General features: G+C 71.7%; 18 protein-coding genes. 15 read left to right on the forward strand and 3 right to left on the reverse strand.

Annotated elements, in window-relative coordinates:
• Positions 1 to 59: 59 nt before the first annotated feature.
• A complete protein-coding gene (locus ACFY15_RS15315; RefSeq protein WP_390686951.1) occupies positions 60 to 1280 on the reverse strand; it encodes an NAD(P)/FAD-dependent oxidoreductase in 1221 nt (406 codons plus the stop codon).
• Between the two features lie 341 nt (positions 1281 to 1621).
• Between ACFY15_RS15315 and ACFY15_RS15320 the strand changes: the two genes are divergently transcribed.
• The 9 genes from ACFY15_RS15320 to ACFY15_RS15360 all read left to right on the forward strand — a co-directional run bounded on the left by ACFY15_RS15320 (position 1622) and on the right by ACFY15_RS15360 (position 11399).
• Positions 1622 to 2878 (forward strand): class I SAM-dependent methyltransferase, encoded by a 1257-nt coding sequence (locus tag ACFY15_RS15320; RefSeq protein ID WP_390686952.1) that lies wholly within the window; start codon positions 1622 to 1624, stop codon positions 2876 to 2878.
• 67 nt (positions 2879 to 2945) lie between these two features.
• Positions 2946 to 3860, forward strand: coding sequence for a VOC family protein (locus tag ACFY15_RS15325; RefSeq protein WP_390686953.1), 915 nt, complete (start codon positions 2946 to 2948; stop codon positions 3858 to 3860).
• A gap of 38 nt (positions 3861 to 3898) precedes the next feature.
• Positions 3899 to 4651, forward strand: a complete 753-nt coding sequence (locus tag ACFY15_RS15330) for an SDR family oxidoreductase (RefSeq protein ID WP_390825583.1) — start codon at positions 3899 to 3901, stop codon at positions 4649 to 4651.
• Positions 4652 to 4796: 145 nt separating this feature from the next.
• On the forward strand, positions 4797 to 5900 hold the full coding sequence (locus tag ACFY15_RS15335) for a ParB N-terminal domain-containing protein (protein WP_390825584.1): 1104 nt from the start codon (positions 4797 to 4799) through the stop codon (positions 5898 to 5900).
• A gap of 96 nt (positions 5901 to 5996) precedes the next feature.
• Complete coding sequence (locus tag ACFY15_RS15340; RefSeq protein ID WP_390686956.1) at positions 5997 to 6935, forward strand: substrate-binding domain-containing protein; 939 nt, start codon at positions 5997 to 5999, stop codon at positions 6933 to 6935.
• Positions 6929 to 7816: an HAD family hydrolase gene (locus tag ACFY15_RS15345; protein WP_390686957.1), complete on the forward strand. Its 888-nt coding sequence runs from the start codon at positions 6929 to 6931 to the stop codon at positions 7814 to 7816. Before ACFY15_RS15340 ends, ACFY15_RS15345 begins: the two co-directional genes overlap by 7 nt.
• Positions 7798 to 9045 carry a glycogen synthase gene (gene glgA, locus ACFY15_RS15350; protein WP_390825585.1) on the forward strand — a complete coding sequence of 416 codons (1248 nt, stop codon included), beginning with the start codon at positions 7798 to 7800 and terminating at the stop codon, positions 9043 to 9045. The genes ACFY15_RS15345 and glgA overlap by 19 nt, the downstream gene beginning before the upstream one ends.
• 85 nt (positions 9046 to 9130) lie before the next feature.
• The gene (locus tag ACFY15_RS15355; protein ID WP_390686959.1) at positions 9131 to 10597 is read left to right on the forward strand and encodes a condensation domain-containing protein; all 1467 of its coding nucleotides are present in this window, start codon (positions 9131 to 9133) and stop codon (positions 10595 to 10597) included.
• Between the two features lie 58 nt (positions 10598 to 10655).
• On the forward strand, positions 10656 to 11399 hold the full coding sequence (locus ACFY15_RS15360) for a thioesterase II family protein (RefSeq protein WP_390686960.1): 744 nt from the start codon (positions 10656 to 10658) through the stop codon (positions 11397 to 11399).
• A gap of 58 nt (positions 11400 to 11457) precedes the next feature.
• On the opposite strand, the gene ACFY15_RS15365 is transcribed toward ACFY15_RS15360, so the two are convergent.
• Positions 11458 to 12882 carry a gamma-aminobutyraldehyde dehydrogenase gene (locus tag ACFY15_RS15365; RefSeq protein WP_390686961.1) on the reverse strand — a complete coding sequence of 475 codons (1425 nt, stop codon included), beginning with the start codon at positions 12880 to 12882 and terminating at the stop codon, positions 11458 to 11460.
• Between the two features lie 41 nt (positions 12883 to 12923).
• Positions 12924 to 14198: a cytochrome P450 gene (locus ACFY15_RS15370; protein ID WP_390686962.1), complete on the reverse strand. Its 1275-nt coding sequence runs from the start codon at positions 14196 to 14198 to the stop codon at positions 12924 to 12926.
• A gap of 302 nt (positions 14199 to 14500) precedes the next feature.
• Here ACFY15_RS15370 and ACFY15_RS15375 point away from each other — a divergent pair, with 302 nt between their 5' ends.
• The 6 genes from ACFY15_RS15375 to ACFY15_RS15400 are packed head-to-tail and all read left to right on the forward strand — an operon-like array spanning position 14501 to position 20333.
• Positions 14501 to 15784, forward strand: a complete 1284-nt coding sequence (locus ACFY15_RS15375; RefSeq protein ID WP_390686963.1) for an aromatic ring-hydroxylating dioxygenase subunit alpha — start codon at positions 14501 to 14503, stop codon at positions 15782 to 15784.
• Complete coding sequence (locus ACFY15_RS15380) at positions 15777 to 16358, forward strand: aromatic-ring-hydroxylating dioxygenase subunit beta (RefSeq protein ID WP_390686964.1); 582 nt, start codon at positions 15777 to 15779, stop codon at positions 16356 to 16358. Before ACFY15_RS15375 ends, ACFY15_RS15380 begins: the two co-directional genes overlap by 8 nt.
• Before the next feature lie 33 nt (positions 16359 to 16391).
• A complete protein-coding gene (locus tag ACFY15_RS15385; RefSeq protein ID WP_390686965.1) occupies positions 16392 to 16658 on the forward strand; it encodes a hypothetical protein in 267 nt (88 codons plus the stop codon).
• Entirely contained in the window at positions 16655 to 17521 is an 867-nt protein-coding gene (locus tag ACFY15_RS15390) for an FAD binding domain-containing protein (RefSeq protein WP_390686966.1), read from the forward strand. The genes ACFY15_RS15385 and ACFY15_RS15390 overlap by 4 nt, the downstream gene beginning before the upstream one ends.
• Positions 17518 to 17994: a (2Fe-2S)-binding protein gene (locus ACFY15_RS15395; RefSeq protein WP_390686967.1), complete on the forward strand. Its 477-nt coding sequence runs from the start codon at positions 17518 to 17520 to the stop codon at positions 17992 to 17994. Before ACFY15_RS15390 ends, ACFY15_RS15395 begins: the two co-directional genes overlap by 4 nt.
• The gene (locus ACFY15_RS15400) at positions 17991 to 20333 is read left to right on the forward strand and encodes a xanthine dehydrogenase family protein molybdopterin-binding subunit (RefSeq protein WP_390686968.1); all 2343 of its coding nucleotides are present in this window, start codon (positions 17991 to 17993) and stop codon (positions 20331 to 20333) included. Before ACFY15_RS15395 ends, ACFY15_RS15400 begins: the two co-directional genes overlap by 4 nt.
• Positions 20334 to 20359: the final 26 nt, after the last annotated feature.

Here is a 20359-nt window from a genome sequence, read left to right on the forward strand (position 1 = left end):
CCACCGGAGGACTCAAAACCAACCGGGTGGTATGTTTGTTGGTTCGGGGGGTGCGTCGTTCAAGTGCGGTCCTGGGGCAGTTGCGCGTGGACGCCGGTGGGCGCCGCGGCGAGCTGGAAGAGCTCCTCGACGCGCCGGCTCCCGGCGAACACGTCGAGCAGCCGTCCCCGCAGGCGGGCGTCCTCGGCGGCCGCTCGTACGACCCGGGTGAAGTCTTCGTCCAGCGGCCCCAATGAGGCCTGGCGGCAGACGAACTCGAACATCGCGGCCCGGCCGGCGTCACGCCGCGCGGCATAGCGGGCCATGGCCCGTCCGGGCTGCAGCGTGCCGGAGAACTCCTGGCCGATCGCCCGCGCGAGACCGTTGGCGTCCGCGAACGCGTCCGAGATGCCGTGCGCACCGATCGGGTCCTTGTGCTGTCCGGCGTCACCCGCGAGCGCCCAGCCGGGGCCGTACGGCCGGCGGAAGAAGTTGCGCAGCTGCCCGGCGGCCCTGACCTGCTCGGCGAGACGCCCGCCGGCCAACCGTGCCCGCAGCTCGGGCACGCGCGCCAGGGCGTCGAGGTACAGCCGCTCGGCGCCGGAACGGTGGGCGAGGAACTCCGTGCGGGACACGGTGAGTGCCACCACGGTCAGTCCGTCGTGGGTGGGCCAGAGGGAAGCCCCCAGCCCGGGCCGTACGAACGTCTCCGCCCCGTCGGCCGACACGCCCGACCAGTATCCGTAGAGGGTGGCGGCGAGCGCCCCGCGGTCCTTCGTCACGGGAGCGCGAACCGCCCGCGCGACCGTCGAACCGCGTCCGTCGGCGCCGACCACCAGCCGGGCCCGCTCGGTGAAGGACGTGCCCCGCGCGTCCTGCCCCCGCACACCGGTCACGACGCCGTCCTCCCACACCACCTCGCGCACGGAGGAACCTTCGCGCACCTCGGCGCCCGCCTCCCGCGCCGCGTCGACCAGCAGTGCGTCCAGCACGGAACGGCGAGGGGCGTACGTCGTCGCGGGTCCGCTCGCGGCAGCCGGGGTGCCGGACAACACCGTGCCGCCGAAGTCCACGCGCAGACGGTCGATCGGCGGGCAGCCGGTGGCCGCGAGCCGCTCCTCCAGGCCCCAGGAGGCGAGGAGTTCGACACCGGGGCGCAGCATCCAGTGGGTCGAGAGGGTGTCGCTCGGGAAGGAGGCGCGGTCCAGGAGCAGAACCGAATGCCCCGTGCGGGCGAGAAGCATTGCGAGCGGAGCTCCGGCGCAGCGGGCACCCACCACGATCACGTCGTACAGGCTCATGTGCGGGGACTCTAGGAGGCACCGCAGCCACCGGTCGATGCTCGATATGAACACCTGCACAGCGATGCGCCGTCCGGCTGCCCGGCCCTAAACTCCCTGGGATCGCGAAGGAATTGACGAGAATTCCAGGAGGTGAGTCCATGCCGAAACCCCGCGGAATCCCCTTGGTTGAAGAGGATGAAGTCGCGGTGGTCGCAGCCTTGCTCCGCGGTCATCCGCGCGTGCGGGCGGCGAGAGTCGAGTACGGTGAGGGGGCACCGGATGAGAGCGGGCGGTTCACAGCCCGGGTCGTCCCGGTGGCGGATCCCGGCGGCGGTCCGGCCGGGGACGCCGATCCGGTCGTGGAATCGTGGCAGTACGTCTTCGACGACTGCTATGAAATGGCCGCGCTCGACACCACTCCACAGACGTCCAGAATCACCGGGTGGACGGACGGCGTCACCGGACGTCCTGTTTCCGTCGCCCAGATGGCAGAATGGGTCGACACGACCGTCGCGCGGATTTCTGATTTCAAGCCCCGTAGAATTCTGGAGATCGGCGCCGGTACGGGACTTCTGATGGATCCCCTCGTCCGCGCTCTCCGCCCGGATGTCTACACCGCCACCGATTTATCGGAACAGGCCGTTTTCCTGCTGAGGGCGCTCGCGGCCGAACTGGAACAGCACGCCCCTGCGACCGTCGTGACCGCCTCCCAGGCGCCGGCCGTCGCGCCCGTGGAGGGCGGTCCCTACGACCTGGTGATCGTCAACTCGGTGGCGCAGTACTTCCCTTCGATCCTGTATCTCGAGGAAGTCCTGCGCCGCGTCCTGCCGGCGGTCGCGCACGGCGGCCATGTCTTCCTGGGCGACCTGAGGCACGAGGGGCTGCGCGACGCCCTCGTCGGCCTCAGGCACCACCGGCGGGCACCGGCCGGAGCCGACCGCGGCCGGCTGGCGGCCCAGGTGGGCCGGGACCTGAGGCTCGACGGGGAACTGAGCCTGTATCCGGAGTACCTGCACTCCCTGGTGGGGCGGATCGACGGGATCTCGGATGCGGAGACCGCCCCGCGCCGTGGTTCCGCGCCGACCGAGATGACGCTGTTCCGGTACGACGCCGTGCTGCACGTCGGCTGTCCGCCGGCGGGCGCCGACCCGGAGTGGGCGGACGGCGGGACCCTGACGGTCGGACGGCTGCGGAACCGCCTCGCCGGGGAGGCGAAGGCGTTCGGGTTCCGGGGCGTCCCCAACGGGCGGCTGGCGGAGGCCCTCGCGCTGCGCCGCCCGGGCGGGGCGGTCCGCGACCCGGTCCCGGACGGAGGTCTCGACCCCGAGCGGCTGTGCCTGCTCGCCGAGGAGTCCGGCTGGTCCGCGGCGTTGCGGTGGACACCCGGTGACGACGACGGCAGGTACGACATCTGGTGCGTACCCTCCGGCCACCCCGGTACGGCCGTCTGCCGGGCGGTGCCCGGCGCTGCCGGGGCCTCCCGGCCGTGGCGGCAGCCCGTCTTCCCGCCCCGTGTCGAACTGGACTGCCGGGAGGAGGTGCTCCGCACCGTCAACGCGGACCTTCCGCCGGGGCTGCGGCTGCGGGATCTGGTCTTCGTGACGGACCTGACCTGACCTGACCTGACCTGACCGGAACGTGCCGGGCTCATGACCACGCATGTCGAACAACGAAGGATGAAGGATGATTACGCACGTCCGCCACGTGGGATTCGGGGTGCCGCAGCTCGCCGCGGCGCGGGAATTCTACGAGAAGCGCTGGCAACTGGAGGCCGTGGGCAGTGACGACGGCCGGCTCTACCTGGGCTCGGGCTGCCCAGAGAGCCACGTACTGCGCCTTCGCGAGACCGCCGAACCCCGGGTCGACCTGATCTCGTTCGCCGCCTCCTCGGCCGCCGAAGTGGACGAGATCGCCGAGCGGGTGGCCCGTCATCCGCAGGCGAAGATCGTCCGCGAACCCGGCCGACGACAGGACCTCGGGGGCGGATACGCCCTGTGGTTCCTCGACTGCGACGGCCGGACGGTCGAGGTGTCCGCGGACGTGGCGGGCCGTGCCTTCCGGCCGGTGGAGGAGACGGAGACCCGCCCGATCGGCATCAGCCACGTGGTGCTCAACACCCCTGACCTGCAGGCCGCCCGCACCTTCTACGAGTCCGTGCTCGGGTTCAGGGTGTCCGACTGGGTCGAGGACATCATGTGCTTCATGCGCACCGGGCGGGCGCACCACATCATCGCCTTCACCCGGGCGCCGCACACCTCTCTGAACCACGTGGCCTTCGAGGTGCGCGGACTCGACGAGTTCATGCGGGCGACCGGAGGGATGATGCGCCACGGCATAGCGCCCCTCTGGGGGCCGGGACGCCACGGAGTGGGCCAGAACACGTTCTCCTACTTCCAGGACCCGTCGTCGGGATTCGTCCTCGAGTACACCACCGCGGCCCAGGTGATCGACGACGAGCACGGCTGGACGCCCAAGGTCTACCCCGCGACAGCCCAGACGCAGGACGTGTGGGGAACCGCCAACGCGAGGGACGAACTGGTCTCCACCACCCTCATCGGCACCCCCGACCCGGGTCTGTGGACCGCTCCGCCGGCTTGAGCGCGGACGGGAGCGGCACGGCGGGCGGAGCGACCCCCGTGGTCCTGGTCACGGGGGGCTGCTCGGGCATCGGACGGGCCGTCGTCGAGGACTTCGCGGCGCACGGGCATCGTGCCGTCGTCCTGGACCAGGAGGATCCCCGGGAGGCACTGCCGGCCGGGGTGGCCTTCGTCCGCGGCGACGTGCGCAGTGTGCGGGACAACGAGCGGGCCGTGGCCGTCGCCCTCGACCGGTTCGGCCGGCTCGACGTGTTCGTCGGGAACGCCGGGGTCCACGACGCCGGGGCCCGGCTGCGGGACCTCCCGGCCGAGCAACTGGCCGAGGCCGCCCGGCAGGTCCTGGACGTCGACGTGGTCGGCTACCTGCTGGGTGCCAGGGCCGCGGCCGACGCCCTGGAGCGTACGGGAGGCTGCATGGTCTTCACGCTCTCCGACGCGTCGTTCCTGGTGAGCGGGAACGGTGCGGGCGTCGCCTACGCGGCGGCCAAGCACGCGGCCCTGGGGCTCGTCCGCCATCTGGCCGCGGACCTGGCGCCGCGGATCCGCGTCAACGCGGTGGCCCCCGGCGGGGTGGTGACGGGGCTCCGGGCCGTGGACGGCTCCGGACCGGCGAGCCGGCCGGTCTTCGGGGACCCGGACCCGATCGTTCGCACCATCCGCGCGTACAACCCGCTCGGGACCGTGCTGGAACCGGAGCAACTGGCACCCCTCTACCGCTTCCTGGCCTCACCTCGGGCGGCGGGCATGACGGGGGAGGTGCTCCGTCCCGACGGCGGACTGTCGGTGCGCTGAACGCACCCACGGGGGCGGGTGCGCGGCGGGAGGAGGGGGCGGTTCCACAAGGGACCGCCCCCTCTTGCTTTGCGGAAGCGCACACGGTAATGGAGCGCAAAGAAACCGGGCTATATGTTTGGTGGCGGAACGCGGTGATCAAGGTATGTTGCTCGACGGATGCCGAACTCTGTCGTCAGAACATCCTTTTGAGGAGCCTGCGTTGAGCGCATTTGAACAGATGGGGGCACGCGAGAACGACGCCCTTTCCTACGTGGCGCAGTGCGAAAGCGAGCTCCGCCAATCCCCTGTCGAACTCGTTCCCCTTGAGCGGCTCGTGACCCTGGGTTCGCTCCGGAGCTCGGGTGCGGACGCCGGTCACGCACAGGCCCTGGCCGAGAGCGAGTTAGCACTGCCGCCCATCACCGTGCATCGCGCCACGATGCGCGTCGTCGATGGCGTGCACCGGCTGCGGGCGGCGGAGCTCCGGGGCCACCACGAGATAGCCGTGCGGTTCTTCGACGGTGACGAGAAGGACGCGTTCGTCCTCTCGGTGGCGGCCAACGTGGCCCACGGCCTGCCGCTGGCCAGGGCCGACCGGATCGCCGCGGTGCAGCGCATCTTCGTCTCCCACCCGCAGTGGTCCGACCGCGCGGTGGCCTCCGTGACCGGTCTCTCCGCCAGGAAGGTGGCCGAGGTCCGACGGGGCATGGACGGCGACGATCCCCAGGTCGCCGTCCGGGTCGGTCTCGACGGCCGGGCCCGCCCGGTCAACAGCGTGCAGGGCCGGGAACTGGCGAGCGAGATGATCCGTTCCAATCCCGGTGCCTCGCTGCGGCAGATCGCCAGGAAGGTGGGCATCTCCCCGGCGACGGTCGCCGACGTGCGTGCACGGATCCGCCAGGGCGTGGACCCCGTGCCGTTGAAGCTGCGGGGCGGGAAGCCGCAGCCGGGCCGGCGGACCAGGCCGGCCGCCGACACCGGAGTGCCGCCGCTGTTGCGCAGCCGGAAGCTGTCGGACCTGACGTCGATCTTCGACCACCTGCGCCGGGATCCTTCCCTCCGGTTCAACGACACCGGACGACTGGTGCTGCGGGTCTTCGACTCCTGTGCCCTCGCCGCCCGCGAGCGGCGGAACATCGCCGACAGCGTTCCACCGCACTGTCGCCTCCTGGTTGCCGAACTGTTCCTCGGATACGCCGAGATGTGGCGCTACCTCGCCGAAGAGATCGGTGAGGACACCGAGGTGATGAGCCCCTCAGCGGTCTGACCCCGGTTCCCGGGTCCGGACCATCCTGTTCAACTGCGCTGGTGCAGCGGTTGAACGCCGATCGGGCGCACATCGTGCGTGACTCAAGGAGGAACGATGACCAACACAACGGTGGACCGCGCGGGTGTTCCGGGGGAGCGCGCCGAACCGGTACCGCGCCGCCGGACGGCGCACGACCGGTACCGGGAGCCCACGACCGGGCTGGTCGCCATCGTCGTGCCGGAGTTGGAGAACCCCCTGCTCATCCATCTGGCGAGCCAGATGGCGCACGCCCTGTTACGGCAGGGACTGCTCTCTGTCCTCTGCCCGGAGGGGGCCGCCCAGGAGTGGCAGGAACAGTGGCACGAGCAGCTCCCGGGGCGGCTCAGGGCACGCGGCATCTCCGGTGTGGTGCACATAGGACCGGTGTGGAACAGGGAGGAGAAGGGGCCGGAGGGCGGGGTCGCTGCCTGCCGGGGCGCGCCGATGTTCGTCGTCCACGCGGGCGCGGAGGACTCCGTCGGCCTTGAGCTCTGCACCGACGACGTGGTGGCCGCCGAGCGGACGCTCGGGTACCTGTCCGGGCTGGGCCACACCGCGATCGGGCTCGTCCTCGCACACACCGGGCACCGGGCGACCGGCGACCGTGCAGAAACGTTTCTGGGGAGGGGTCCCGTGCTCGTGCAGCAGACGATCTCGTCGCCGGAAGGCGGATACGCCGCCGCCGGAGCGCTTCTGGACGCCGGCTGCACGGCCGTCGTCTGCGACAACGGGCTGCTCGCGCTCGGCGTGCTCGACGCGGTCAGGGGCCGGGGCCTGACCGTGCCCGGTGACGTGTCGCTGATGGCCCTCGAGGACGCGCCGTCCAACCGCTTCACCGACCCGGCGCTGACGGTGCTGCAGCTGCCCGTCCGGCGGATGGCGGAGAGCGCGGCGGCGGCGCTGAAGGAGGCGCTGCTCGGCGTGCCCGTGCCCCGCGCCGAGCTCGTCTACGCGCCCGAGCTCGTGGTCCGGGGATCCACCGGACCTGCCCCCCGCGGCGGTCGGGCATGCTGAGGCTGGCGGCCACGGACCTCGACGGAACGCTCCTGCGGAGCGACAAGAGCGTCGCCCCGCGGACGCGGGAAGCGCTGCGGGCCGCGCGACGGGTCGGCATGCGCCATCTGATCGTCACCGGACGGCCTGCCTCCGGGTGCGGGCGGGTCTTCGAGGCCCTTGGGTACCGGGGGATCGCCGTCTGCGGGCAGGGGGCCCAGCTGTACGACGTGACCGCGCACCGGATGCTCAGCACGGTCGCCCTCGACCGGGACCTGGCCCGCACGTTGGTCGCCCGCCTGCACGAGGAGCTGGCCGAGCGCGGCGTACCGGGCGAGTTGTCCCTTGCCGTGAACACCCCGGAAGGCGAGTTCGTACGCACCCCCGGGTTTCCGGTCCACGACACCCTCTCGCCGGTCCGGACCTGCCGACACCGGGACCTGTGGCGCCGGCCAGTGGACCGTGTTTTCCTGCGCCATCCCGTGCTCCCGGACGACGATCTGGCAGCGCTCACCGCCCGGGTATGCGGCCCGCTGGCCGCCGTCACGCACTCGGACCGCGGCCTGGTGGAGATCCTGCCTGCCGGTACGGACAAGGGGACGGGACTGGCCCTCGCCGCGGAGCGCTACAGCGTCGACCTCTCCGACGTGGTCGCCTTCGGAGACATGCCCAACGACATCCCCCTGCTCAGCCGGGCGGGCCACGGCGTGGCCATGGGCAACTGCCATCCCGACCTGAAGGCCGTGGCCGACGAGGTGGCACCCGACCACGACGACGACGGCGTCGCCCGCGTCCTCGAAAGGCTGGCCGGGGCCTCCGGCCACCCGAGCAGCGACCGTTTCGACCGACCCGTGCCTCCCGACGCACCGGAAAGGACCGCCCCATGCGCGTGGACCTGCTGACCCGCGAGTACCCGCCCTATGTGTACGGGGGCGCGGGCGTGCACGTGACGGCCCTCGCCGGAGAGCTGCGGCCACTGGTGGATCTGCGGGTCCACCACTACGGGCCCTCCCTCCCCCCGGACGCGCGGCCCGCCCGGGAGGGTGGGACCTTGGGCGTGCTCGCCCACGGGGTGCCGGCCGGACTGTGCGACGCCAACCCGGCCCTGCAGGCCGTCGCGGTCAACGCCGCCATGGCCGACGCGGTGGCGGGCGCGGACGTGGTGCACAGTCACACCTGGTACACGGGGCTGGCCGGCCGGTTCGCCCAGCAGCTCCACGGCATCCCGCACGTGGTGACAGCACACAGCCTGGAACTCCTGAGACCGTGGAAGGAGGAGCAGCTCGCCGGAGGGTACGGCCTGTCCTGCTCCATGGAACGGACCGCCCTGTGCACGGCCGACCGCGTGATCGCCGTCTCCCGGGCCATGGCCCGGGACATCACCCGGCTCCACCCCGAAGTCGACCCCGACCGGGTCACCGTGGTGCACAACGGCATCGACACCCGGGAGTTCGCCCCCGACCACGGCACCGACGCACTGGAGCCGTTCGGCATACGCACCGACCGGCCCATCGTGGCCGCCGTGGCCCGGATCACCAGGCAGAAGGGGCTCGACCACCTCCTGCGGGCCGCCCGGCACTTCGTCCCCGGCACCCGCACGGTGATAGTGGCACAGGCCGCCGACACCGCTCGGGCCCGCGCGGAGTTCGCCGACGGGGTGGGCCGGTTGCGTGGCGAGGGCGTCGACGTCCACTGGATCGGCGGCGCGTTCCCCCGCCGGGCTCTGGTCCAACTCCTCACTCATGCACAGGTGTTCGCCTGCCCATCGGTCTACGAACCGCTCGGCATGGTGAACCTGGAAGCCATGGCCTGTGGCACGCCGGTGGTCGCCACCGCGACCGGCGGCATCCCCGAGGTGGTGGTCGACGGGGAGACCGGCCGGCTCGTACCGCTGCACGGCCGGCCCGGGACGGGCGGGCAGCCGGAAGAGCCCTATGTCTTCGCCAAGGACTTCGCCGCCCGGGTGAATTCCCTGCTGGACGACCCGGACACCGCGGAAAGGATGGGGCGGGCCGGCCGGCTACGCGCCGTCGACGGCTTTTCGTGGCAGCGCGCCGCGCTCGAAGTGAGGGACATCTATGCGTCGATCACGCGCGCCGGTGTGCTCCGAGACGCCACCACGCCCGTGTGAAACTCGAGTTGAGCGCTCCTTTGGGGAACGCGTGTCCGCTTCGTACCCTCGGGCGACGTGTGATCGCAGACAGAGGAGGCACCTCGTGCCGGAATATGAAGCGGCCCTGAACGTACTGACCGACATATGGGCGGAGGTATTACAGCGAAAGCGCGAAGCCATATCGCCGGACGACAGTTTCTTCGGGATCGGCGGCGACTCCCTCAAGGCCCTGTGGATGATCGACCGCGCCGCCGAACGTGGGCTCGGGTTCACCCCGCGTCAGGTGTTCGCGTCCCCCGTGCTCGGCGAGTTGGCCGCGCTGGCCGCCGCCCTCCCTGCCGCAGCCCCCCAGGATCCCGGGCCGGAACCCGCCGCGGAGCCGTCCCGGCTCTCCCGGGCGCAGGAATGGATGGCCGGCCACGACCACCCGTCGCTGAACGTGCACACGCTGCTGCGCTGGGGAGGAGACCTCTCCGTCCCCCTGCTGGAGCGGAGCCTGCGGTGGCTGACCGAACGGCACGCCGCGCTGCGCACGGTCTTCCCGCGCGACGGGGAGCGGCCGGTCGCACGGGTGCTGCCCGTCGTCCGCGTCGCGGTCCGTACGGCCGACCTACGCGGCGGCGAACGGGCGGTCACCGTCCAGGACGCCCTTCCGCGGGCGGGTGAGCGGGTCCGTGAGCCCTTCGACCTCGCCGTGGGGCCACTGCTGCGCCTCGACGCGCTGCGTCTCGCCGCCCGGGAGTGGCTGCTGGTGCTCGTCGTCCACCACCTCAACACCGACGGCTGGTCGATGGGCGTTCTCGCCGACGAACTGCTGGCCTGCTACCGGGCACTGGAACGCGGCGAGCAGCCGCCCCGGCTGCCGCAGGCCAGACCGTACGCGGAGTTCGGTGCCGGTGAGGACACCAGGCACCTCCCGTACTGGCAGCGACGACTGGCAGGTGCCCAGCCCCTGTTCGGCGGCGGCAACACGATGAGCCTGCCCAGCCTCCAGCACACGTTCGCCGTCCCCGAGTCCGCGGTGGCCGCGGTCCGCTCCGCCGCGCGCACGGGTACACCGGCGTCCGTCGTGCCGCTGACGGCGCTGGCCGTCGCCCTGGAGCGGATGACCGGCCGGTCGGACCTCGTGATCGGCACGTCCGTCTCCAACCGGGGTACCCAGGACTTCGCCCGTACCGTCGGGTTCTTCGCCAACACCCTGTGGCTTCGGCTGGACCTGCGCGGGAGCGAGGACCTCCGCGACCGCCTCGGCGCCGTCCGCGACTCCTACCTGGACGGACTCGCCCACTCGCTGCCGATCGAAGCCCTCTTCGAAACCGGCGCCGACTACGGGCAGGTGCTGTTCAATTACATCGACATGCCTCTGGACACCGGGGACCGCGACGTCGAACCCGTTCCCGTCTCCCTGGCCGTCGCCGAGCAGTACCAGGACCTCTTCCTCACCCTCGTCGACGACGGGCGCTCTCTGCACGGCCTGTTGACCCACACCACCAGGTGGTGCACGCCCGAGCGCGCCGGGCGGCTGGTCGAGGAGCTGATCCGTGTGCTCCACGAACTTGGGGAGGCCTGAGATGGCGGCGGCCGGCTCGGCGGGCACCGGGACCGTGCGCGGTGGCGGGTGGCTGACGGTGCCCCGACCTCGCGACGGAGCCGCGGTGCGCCTGTACTGCCTGCCCTGGGCAGGGTCGGGGGCGAGCGTGTACCGCTCCTGGGCCCGGACGTTCCCGGCGGAGGTGGAAGTCGTGCCCGTCGCCCTGCCGGGACGCGAACGCAGGCTCCGGGAAGAACCGCTGCGCACGGTCGACGCCGTCGCCGACGCCCTGGTACCCGTGCTGCGCGAGGACATCGACCGCCCCTACGCCCTCTTCGGACACTCGATGGGGGCCCTCGTCAGCTTCGAGGCCGCCCTGCGTCTCACCCGGGACGGCCTGCCCCCCGTCCGGCTGTTCGTCTCGGGATCCCGGGCACCGCACCGGCCACTGCACTACGGGGGCCTGCACACGCTGGAACCCGGCCCGTTCCTGGAGGCCGTACGCCGCTTCCAGCCCGAGCCGGGGGGAGCGCTGGACGACGACGATCTGGCGGAGCTCATCCTGCCGGCCCTGCACGCGGACTTCGCGGCCGCCGAGACCTATCAGCGCCCCGCCGGCACGCGGGTGGCCTGCCCCGTCAGCGCCTTCGGCGGAGACGCGGACCCTCTGGTCGACGCCGCGGACGTGACGGCCTGGCGCCGGCACACCAGCGGTCCCTTCACCTCCTGCGAGATCGCCGGAGGGCACCTGTTCGTGACGACCCAGCAGAGCCGGATGTGCGAGCTGGTCGGCGGGGCACTGCGTGACCTTCCCGCCGTCGTGGCGCCTACCCGGTCGTGAGCAGCGAGAAGGCGCCGGAGGGGAATCCCCTCCGGCGCCTTCGTCCGTGCCTGCCGGGCTACGCGCCCACGTGGTGCATGACGTGCTTGATCCGCGTGTACGCCTCGAACCCGTACACGGACAGGTCCTTGCCGTAGCCGGAGTGCTTGAACCCGCCGTGCGGCATCTCCGAGGGGAATCCGAGATGGGTGTTGACCCAGACCGTGCCGAAGTCGAGCAGACCGGTGAGCCGCATCGCCCGCGCGTGGTCCGACGTCCACACCGCCGAGGCGAGACCCTGCTCCACCCCGTTGGCGAGCCGTACCGCCTCCTCCTCGGAATCGAACGGCTGGACCGTGATGACCGGGCCGAAGACCTCGGTACGGATGATCTCGTCGTCCTGCCGCACGCCGCTGATGACGGTCGGTTCGAAGAAGTACCCCTCCCCGCCCGCCTGCTTCCCGCCGGTGACGATCCGGGCGTGCTCCGGAAGGCGCTGGACGATCCCGCGCACCCGCTCCAGCTGGGCGGCGTTGTTGAGTGGACCGTACGCCGCGCCCCGGTCGGCCGGCGGGCCCGGACGAACGGCCCGCGCGGCGGCGGCGAGCCGCTCCACCAGCTCGTCGTGGACGGCGCCGTCGACCAGCACCCGGGTCGCCGCGGTGCAGTCCTGTCCGGCGTTGCCGAACGCGCCGTCGATGATCTTCGCTGTGGCGGCGTCCAGATCGGCATCGGCGAAGACGACCACCGGCGTCTTCCCGCCGAGTTCCAGATGGACCCTCTTGAGGTCGGCCGCGGCCGAACGGGCGACGTCGATGCCGGCCTCGAGCGATCCGGTCAGCGACACCATCGCGGGTACCGGGTGCTCCACCATCAGCCGGCCGGTGGCGGGACCGCCGCAGACCACGTTGAGGACACCCGGGGGAAGGAACTCCGCGGCCAGCTCCGCGAACAGGAGGGCCGACCGGGGTGTCGTCTCAGCGGGCTTGAGCACGACGGTGTTCCCCGCCGCGATCGCCGGCGCGCTCTTGAGCACGGCCATGAGCAGCGGGAAGTTCCACGGAGCGAGCTGGGCACAGATGCCGACCGGCTCCCTGCGCACGTACGAGGTGTGGCCGGGCGAGTACTCGCCCGCGGAGCTGCCCTCCAGGAGCCGGGCCGTTCCCGCGAAGAACCGCAGCTGGTCCACCATCAGCGGCGCCTCGCCGGCGGCCGCGGTGCTCCCGGTGTCGAGGAGCTCGGCCGCGGCGAACTCGTCGATCCGGCTCTCCAGGGCGTCGGCGATGCGCAGGAGCGCCTGCTGGCGTTCGGCGGGCGTGGTGCGCCGCCACTGTTCGAACGCGGTCTCCGCCGCCCGCATCGCGGCATCGACGTCCTCGGGGCCGCTGGCGGGAGCGAGGGCGCCGGCCGTCCCGGTGCACGGGTCGAGCAGCTCGGTGAAACCGTCGCCGAGTGGCTCGGTCTTCTTCCCGTCCACGAAGTTGGACAGTCTGGGCAGGGGCATCAGGGTCTCCTCGGGAAGCGGCGGGGTGGGGTACGGAGGGTTCACGCGGCCCCGCGGGCGGAGGCCGCGCCGTCTTGGACGCGCAGGGCGGTGAACCCGTGGAAGCCGAGGTTGTTGTTGTAGTTGAGGGTCTGCGGCAGCACCCGCAGCCCCGGCATCCGCCGGTAGAGCGTCGCCAGCGCGATGCGCATGGTCTGGCGCACCAGGGGGTCGCCGAAGCAGAGGTGACGGCCGGCGCCGAACGTCAGGTGCTGGTTGGGGGCCGGCCGGTCGAGCACCAGCTCGTCGGGCTTGGTGAACTGCTGCGGGTCGCGGTTGGCGGACGCCACGTACAGCATCATCGGACGCCCGCCCGGCAGCACGATCTCCTCGCCGGCGGCGGTGGTGTAGGGGATGTCCTCGCGGGCCACCCGGCCCACGAACTGCACGGGGGTGCACAGGCGCAGCAGTTCCTCGATCGCGTCCGGGACGGCGGCCGGATCCTGCAGGAGGGCCACTTCCTCGGCCGTGCACCGGTCGAGGGCGTGGACGCTGTTGCCGATCAGGTAGCGGATCGAGGCGACGCCGGCGAACAGCAGCAGCGCGGCCTGAGCCACCACGTCCTGCTCGGAGAAGCGGTGCCCGTGCACCTCCGTGGTGCGCAGCGTGTGCAGCAGCCCGTTCTGCCGCGCCGCGCTCTCGGCGCACTCGGGGGAGGCCAGGAACTCGGTGAGTTCGCGGGTGCTGGCCTGGGTCCGCTTGAGGTGCTCGACGGTGACCTGCGTCGACCCGAAGAGGTGGGCGATGTCGTCGGTCCACCGGGTCAGCTCGGGGTGGGCCTCGACCGGGACGCCCAGCACATCGGCTATCACCATGGCGGGCAGGGGGAACGCGAACTCGGACATCAGGTCGAAGCCGGCGGCCGGGTCGACCTTGTCCAGGAGCCCGTCCACCAGGCCCTGGATGCGTGGCTCGAGCCACTCGTCGCTGAACGGCCGGTAGCTGTTGTTGGCCTGCCGGCGGTTCACCGTGTGCTCCTTCCCGTCATGGAAGGCGAGCCAGCGTTCGTACACGCCGATCATGTCGGCGAACTCCTCCCGCTGTGACTCGGGCAGGAACCAGAGCGGAACCGCGGCCCGGGCGTTCGAGAGGCGCTCGTCCTTCATGAGCCGCAGGCAGTCCTCGTAGCCGAAGAACAGCCACGCGCCGCCGAAGATGCGGTCCGAGCGGAAGGCGGGACTCTCGTTCCGCATCTTCTCGTAGAACGGAAAGGGGTCCGGAATGTACTCCAGGTCGTTGTGCGTGAATTCTTCCGCGGAGAGGGCATGGGTCGGCAAGGGATTTCCTCCGTCTCGGAGAACTGTTAGTGGGTAACGGCGGCATCGAAGCGCGTCGACGCACTAGAACAGAAGCGACGGCTCACTGGCAACGGCGTCGGGTGATGCTGAACAGGGCGGCTGTTCGCGATTGCTCACGCACTGGCCAGACAGAACGCGGAGGATCTAGCCTCTCGCGTCGTCGGAGGTGAAGGCCGTTCCCGCCGGCCTGGAAAAGGGGGATCAGGATGCTGGAAGCAGCTCGTTCGGAGGATGCGCAACAGGTGTATCGGCTCGATCGCCGCGCCTTCTCCGATGAAGACGTGCTGAAGGAGGAAATGAAGCGGGTGTTCCGGACGACCTGGCAGCTGATCGGCTTCGAGTCCGAACTGCCCGACGCCGGCGACTACGTGGTGCGACGGCTGGGCGACGACGGCGTCATCGTCGCCCGCGACGAAGAGGGCAGCGTCAGGGTCATGCTGAACTCGTGCAGCCACCGGGGCACCCAGCTATGCCGTGCGACCTTCGGCAACTCCGCCCACTTCAGGTGCAGTTACCACGGCTGGACCTACTCCAACGACGGTCGCCTCGTCGGAGTGCCGAGCCTGCGCAGCAACTACCCGCCGGACTTCCGCAAGGAGGCCTACGACCTGCCCCGGGCCCGGGTCACCGCCTATCGCGGCTTCGTCTTCGCCACCTGGAACGAGCAGGCGCCGCCGCTGGAGGAGTACCTCGGCGACTTCCGCTGGTACCTGGACGCGCTGCTCGATCTCACGGGAGGCGACTGGGAGGTCTACGGGCCGCCGCAGCGCTCCGTCGTGAAGGGCAACTGGAAGATCGCCACGGACAACTTCGCGGGCGACGGCTACCACATGCAGACCACCCATCAGGCCGCCTTCGAACAGGGCATCTACGGCAGCAGCCTCGCCGACGGTACCCTCGGCAAGGGCGAACTCGACCTCATGGGCATCAACATCAGCACCCCCCAGGGCCATGCGGTGCGCGCCGGCTACGTCGTCGAGAAGGCGAATCCCACGCTCGAGCGTGACCTGAAGCAGGCCGCGTACCTGGGATATCCGCGCGAGGAGTGGCCGCGCTTCACCGCCGCGCAGACCGAGGAGCAGGTGAGGTTCAACTCGCACTGCGAGGTCGTGCACGGCACCGTCTTCCCCAACGCCGCCTTTCTGAGCGTCTCGCACGACCGGGCCGTGGGCCGCGACACCGACCCGCTCACCAAGTACTTCGTCTGGCGCGTGCACACCCCGATCGACGCACGCCACACGGAATGCACCTACTGGACGCTGGTTCCCCGATCGATGAGCGCGGAGTGGAAGCGGCGCTCGTACGCCTTCCAGGCCCGGTCGCAGTCCGCCGGCGGAATCCTCTTCGAGATGGACGACTTCGAGAACTTCGCCCGGATCGACGCGGCGATCAGCGGCAGCGTCGCGGACGACGCGCCCACCGACCTCTCCCTCGGCATGGGACTCGGGACGCCCGTCCCCGGCTTCCCCGGTCCGGGCCGGGCCGAGTACCTGACCCTCTCCGAACACAACCAGCGTGGTTTCTACCGGCGTTGGTCCGAACTGATGGAGGCCACCGGTGACTGAGGCGAGCGTGACGGGCACGGCGGAGCCGACGCGGCCGCTGCCCGAACACCAGCCGTTCCCCGGGCGGGGCGCCCGCCACCGGGAGATGGACCGGCCGCTGCGGGACTTCCTCGACGAGGAGTCGGTGCTGCTCGACGACCGCCAGTACCAGGACTGGCTCGACCTGCTGGAGGACGGCTTCCTCTACCAGGTGCCGGTGCCGCTGCTGCGGGAGGACCCCGACCTCCCCCGGCACAGCGATCAGGCGATGCTCTTCGAGGCGACCAGGCACGTGCTCGCCCTCAAGCTCGGCCGGCTCGGCCTCAAGCACGCCTGGTCGGACCGCCCGGGCGGCGTCCAGCGCCGCTTCCTCGGGACCGTACGGGTGTTCGCCACGGACCGGGCCGGGACGTGGCGCGTCGAGTCCGGTGTGCTCGCCACCTGGGCCCGCGGCCGCGGCGAGAGCGCGACCGCCACCGCCGCCCGGCAGGACATCGTGACCGACCTCGGCGGGGGAACGTACCGCCTGCTGCGCCGACGCGTGCTCCTCGACATGGAAGTACCCACGCATGAACAGCTCTCCATCATCTTCTGACGGCCGGTACGGCCACGACGGCAGGAAATCGTCATGAGCGGACTCGCCTGGAGTTCTGCAGGACGGCAGGAATCGGAACTGTGCAGGATCGTCTGCGAGTCGGCCGCGGTACGCGTGACGGTCAGCCCCACAGGCAACGGCCAACGCCTCAGGCTGGAATCGGAGCGCTCCGGAGCGGTGGTGCTGCTCGACGCCACCGTGCTGGACGCACTGTGCCACCTCACCCCGCCCCAGGCCGTCGAACTGGTACGGGCGCGCACGGAGGATTCCCCCGGCGCCGGCCACGAGGGAGCACGGTGAAGCCGCCGGCGTTCGACTACCAGGTGCCACGGACGCTGGACGAAGCCCTCGCGGTCCTGGCCGGCGCCGACCGGCCCGCGGTACCGCTGGCCGGCGGACAGAGCCTGGTCCCCCTGCTGAACCAGCGGCGCGTCAGGCCGGCCACCGTGATCGACCTCAACCGGGTCGCCGGACTCACCGGCATCCGGGTCACCGCCGACGCCGTACGCGTCGGCGCGATGACCAGGCTCCGCGACGTGGAGTCCGATCCCGCCCTGACCGCGGTGCTGCCCGTCCTGGCCCACACCGCCTTCCTCGTGGCCAACCGGCAGATACGCCACCGCAGCACGCTGGGCGGCTCGCTCTGCCACGCGGACCCCGCCGCGCAGCTGCCCGCGGCCGTACTCGCCCTCGGTGCCCGGCTCACCCTGCACAGCACCCAGGGCGCGCGGACGGTCGATGCCGAGGACTTCTTCCAGGGCCCCCACCTCACCGCGCGACGGGCCGGAGAACTGCTCACCGCGGTGCACCTGCCACGCCGGCCGGGATTCCGCCACCGGTTCGAGGAAGTGACCCGGCGCGGCAGCGCCGGCCGGCCCTTCGTCGGGGTCTGCCTCGGCGTCGCCTTCGCGGGGCCGGTCGTCACGCAGGCCCGCGTCGCCGCAGCCGGCGTCGCCGACCGGCCGGTCCGGCTGCGGGAAGCGGAACAGGTGCTGGTCGGACAGCGGCTGGCCACGTCCCTCGGCAGCCTGCTGGAAGCCGCGTCCGCCGCCTGCGACCCGCCGGCCGACCTCCACGGAAGTGCCGCGTACCGCACCGACATGCTCCGGACCGCTCTGCGCAGGGCGGTCGCCCGCCTCACAGCCGAGAGGAACGCCCCATGAGGTCCCAGGACATCACCCTCACCGTCAATGGGACGGTGAGGTCCGCACCAGCGGAGGTCCGCACCCTGCTGAGCGACTTCCTGCGCCACGCGCTGGGCCTCACCGGCACGCACGTCGGCTGCGAACAGGGCGCGTGCGGAGCGTGCACCGTGCTGGTCGACGGCGAGCCGGTCCGCTCCTGCCTGATGCTGGCCGTCCAGGCCGACAGCACGAGCGTCGAGACCGTCGAGGGGCTCGCACCCGAGGGCGGACTGAACCGTCTGCAGCAGGCCATGAGGGACGAACACGGGCTCCAGTGCGGATTCTGCACCCCCGGTGTGCTCATGGGCCTCCACTACGCCGAACGCGCCGGAATGGGTGCGGCGGAGGCCCTGGAGAGCGTCGTCGACAGTCACCTGTGCCGCTGCACCGGTTACGCCGGGATCCGCGCCGCCGTCGAACGGCACTGGCAGGGCGGGGAGGCCGGCCGGTGAAGCGGCGTGAACCCCTGATCGGCCGCACCGTTCCCGGCATCCACCACGCGAGGCTGCTGCGCGGCGGGGGCCGGTACGTCGACGACCTCGACGAGACCGGTGCCCTGCACGCGTTCGTCCTGCGCAGCACCGAGGCCCACGGCATCGTCACCCGCTTCGACGCCACGGCGGTCCTGGCCACCGGCGATGCCCGGCTCGTCCTCGGGCCCGACGACATCGCCGGGCGGCTCGGCCCGCTGCCCACCTCCTGGCGGCTGCCCGGCCAGCGCGCCCGGCACATCGACCCGCAGGCGCGGACGGTGCGCTACGTCGGCCAGCCCATCGGCCTGGTGGTGGCGGACAGCCGCGCCGTCGCCGAGGACCTGGCCGAACGCGTCGCGGTCGACATCGATCCGCTGCCGGCCGTCGTCGGTATCGACGCGGCGCTCGCAAAGGACGCGCCCCTGGTCCACCAGGACACCGGGAGCAACGTGGCCGGAAGGATCCACTTCGGCGATCCCGCCGAAGAACTGGAGGCGGTGTTCCGGGCCGCGCCGCACGTCGTCGAGCGACGGCTGAGCGTCCAGCGGGTCAGCCACAGCCCCCTCGAACCGCGAGGGCTGCTCGCCGAGTGGATCGGGCACACCCGTCGGCTGACCGTGTGGAGCAGCACGCAGTCCCCCCACACGGTCCGGCGGGACCTGGCCGCGGCGCTGGGGCTCCGCGTCGACGAGATCCGGGTCGTCGCCCCCGACATCGGCGGCTCCTTCGGCGGCAAGGTCACCCTCTACGTCGACGAGGCGCTCGTCTGCCTCGCCGCCATGGTGCTCGGCGTCCGGGTCAAGTGGATCGAGGACCGGACCGAGAACCTCACCGCGAGCTACCAGGGGCGCGGACAGCAGGCCCGCGGCCGTCTCGCCCTGGACGACGACGGCCGGTTCCTGGCGGTCCACGCCGACATCCTGGGCGACCTCGGCGCGTTCCCCATCCAGGCGGGCTCGGGCCCGTTCCAGGTGACGGGCCTCGCGGTGGAGGGTCCGTACCGCTTCCAGCGCGCGGGCTCCACGGTGACCGGCGTGTTCACCAACGCCGTGCCCACCGGCGCCTATCGCGGATACGGGATGCAGGAGGCCTCCTGGATCCGGGAGCGGCTGGTCGCGGAAGCCGCGCGGGAACGCGGCCTCGACCCGGTCGAGCTGCGGCTCCGGAACATGATCGGACCGGACGAGATGCCGTACACGACGCGCACCGGACTGACCTACGACAGTGGCGACTACCCGGCCGCCCTGCGCCGTGCCGCCGCCATCGGCGCCGACCGCCGGCAGAGGTCCACCCCGACGATCCGGCGCGGGGTCGCCGTGACCGCGAGCGTCGAGATCACCGGATTCGCGCCGTCGGCGCTCCTGGAGGCCTTCGACATCGACTGGAGCGGCTGGGAGAGCACCCGGCTGCGCGTCAACCACGACGGCACCGTCACGGTCTTCTCCGGCGTCGTCGGGATCGGCCAGGGCATCGAGACGGCCCTCGCCCAGATCGCGGCCGACCAGCTGGGCGTCCCCCTCGACTGGATCACGGTCGAGCTGGGGGACACCGCCACGTCGCCGTACTCGGACCTCACCTCACAGGCCAGCCGGTCGATCACGCTGGCCGGCGGAGCCCTGATGAAGGCGGCCGGCAGGATGCGGGAACGGATGCGCCTCCTGGCCGCCGGATACCTCGGCGCCGAACCGGCGGACGTCGCCCTGGACGGGGACGTGTTCCGCGTTGCCGGCCGTGACGCGACCATGGCCTGGCGCGAGGTCGCCTCGCGCGGCTGGAAGGGCTGGGGCCGCCCCGACCCCGACCGGATCCAGCTGGAGGAGTCGGTCGACTTCGACCCGCCGGCCCTCACCTACTCCTACAGCGCACACGGCGCGGCCGTCGCCGTCGACCTGGAGACCGGCCGGGCGTCCGTCGAGGACTACTGGACGGTCAACGACAGCGGAGTGCTGGTCAATCCGCTCATCGCGGCCGGGCAGATCACCGGCGGAGTCGCCCAGGGGCTGGGCATCGCACTCCTGGAGGAGGTCGTGCACGATCCCGCCACCGGACGTCCGCTGACCGCTGCCTATGGCGACTACGTCCTGCCGACCCTCGGTGACGTGCCGCCGGTGACCATCGAGGACCGCGTCACACCCAGCGAGATCATCCCCGGCGGGTTCAAGGGGCTGGGGGAAGGAGGCGCCATCCCGCCGCCGGCGACCGTCGCCAACGCCGTCGCGGACGCGGTGCCCGAGATCGGCGAACGGCTGACGGACACCCCCTTGTCACCGTTCCGTGTCTGGTCCGCCCTGGAGGCGGCCAGGACGGATCGCGGCTGACCGCCCCACGCACCCTGCCGAACCCC

Origin of the sequence: Streptomyces sp. NPDC001373, from assembly GCF_042895815.1 — a bacterium.
In the GTDB taxonomy this organism is placed as follows: domain Bacteria; phylum Actinomycetota; class Actinomycetes; order Streptomycetales; family Streptomycetaceae; genus Streptomyces.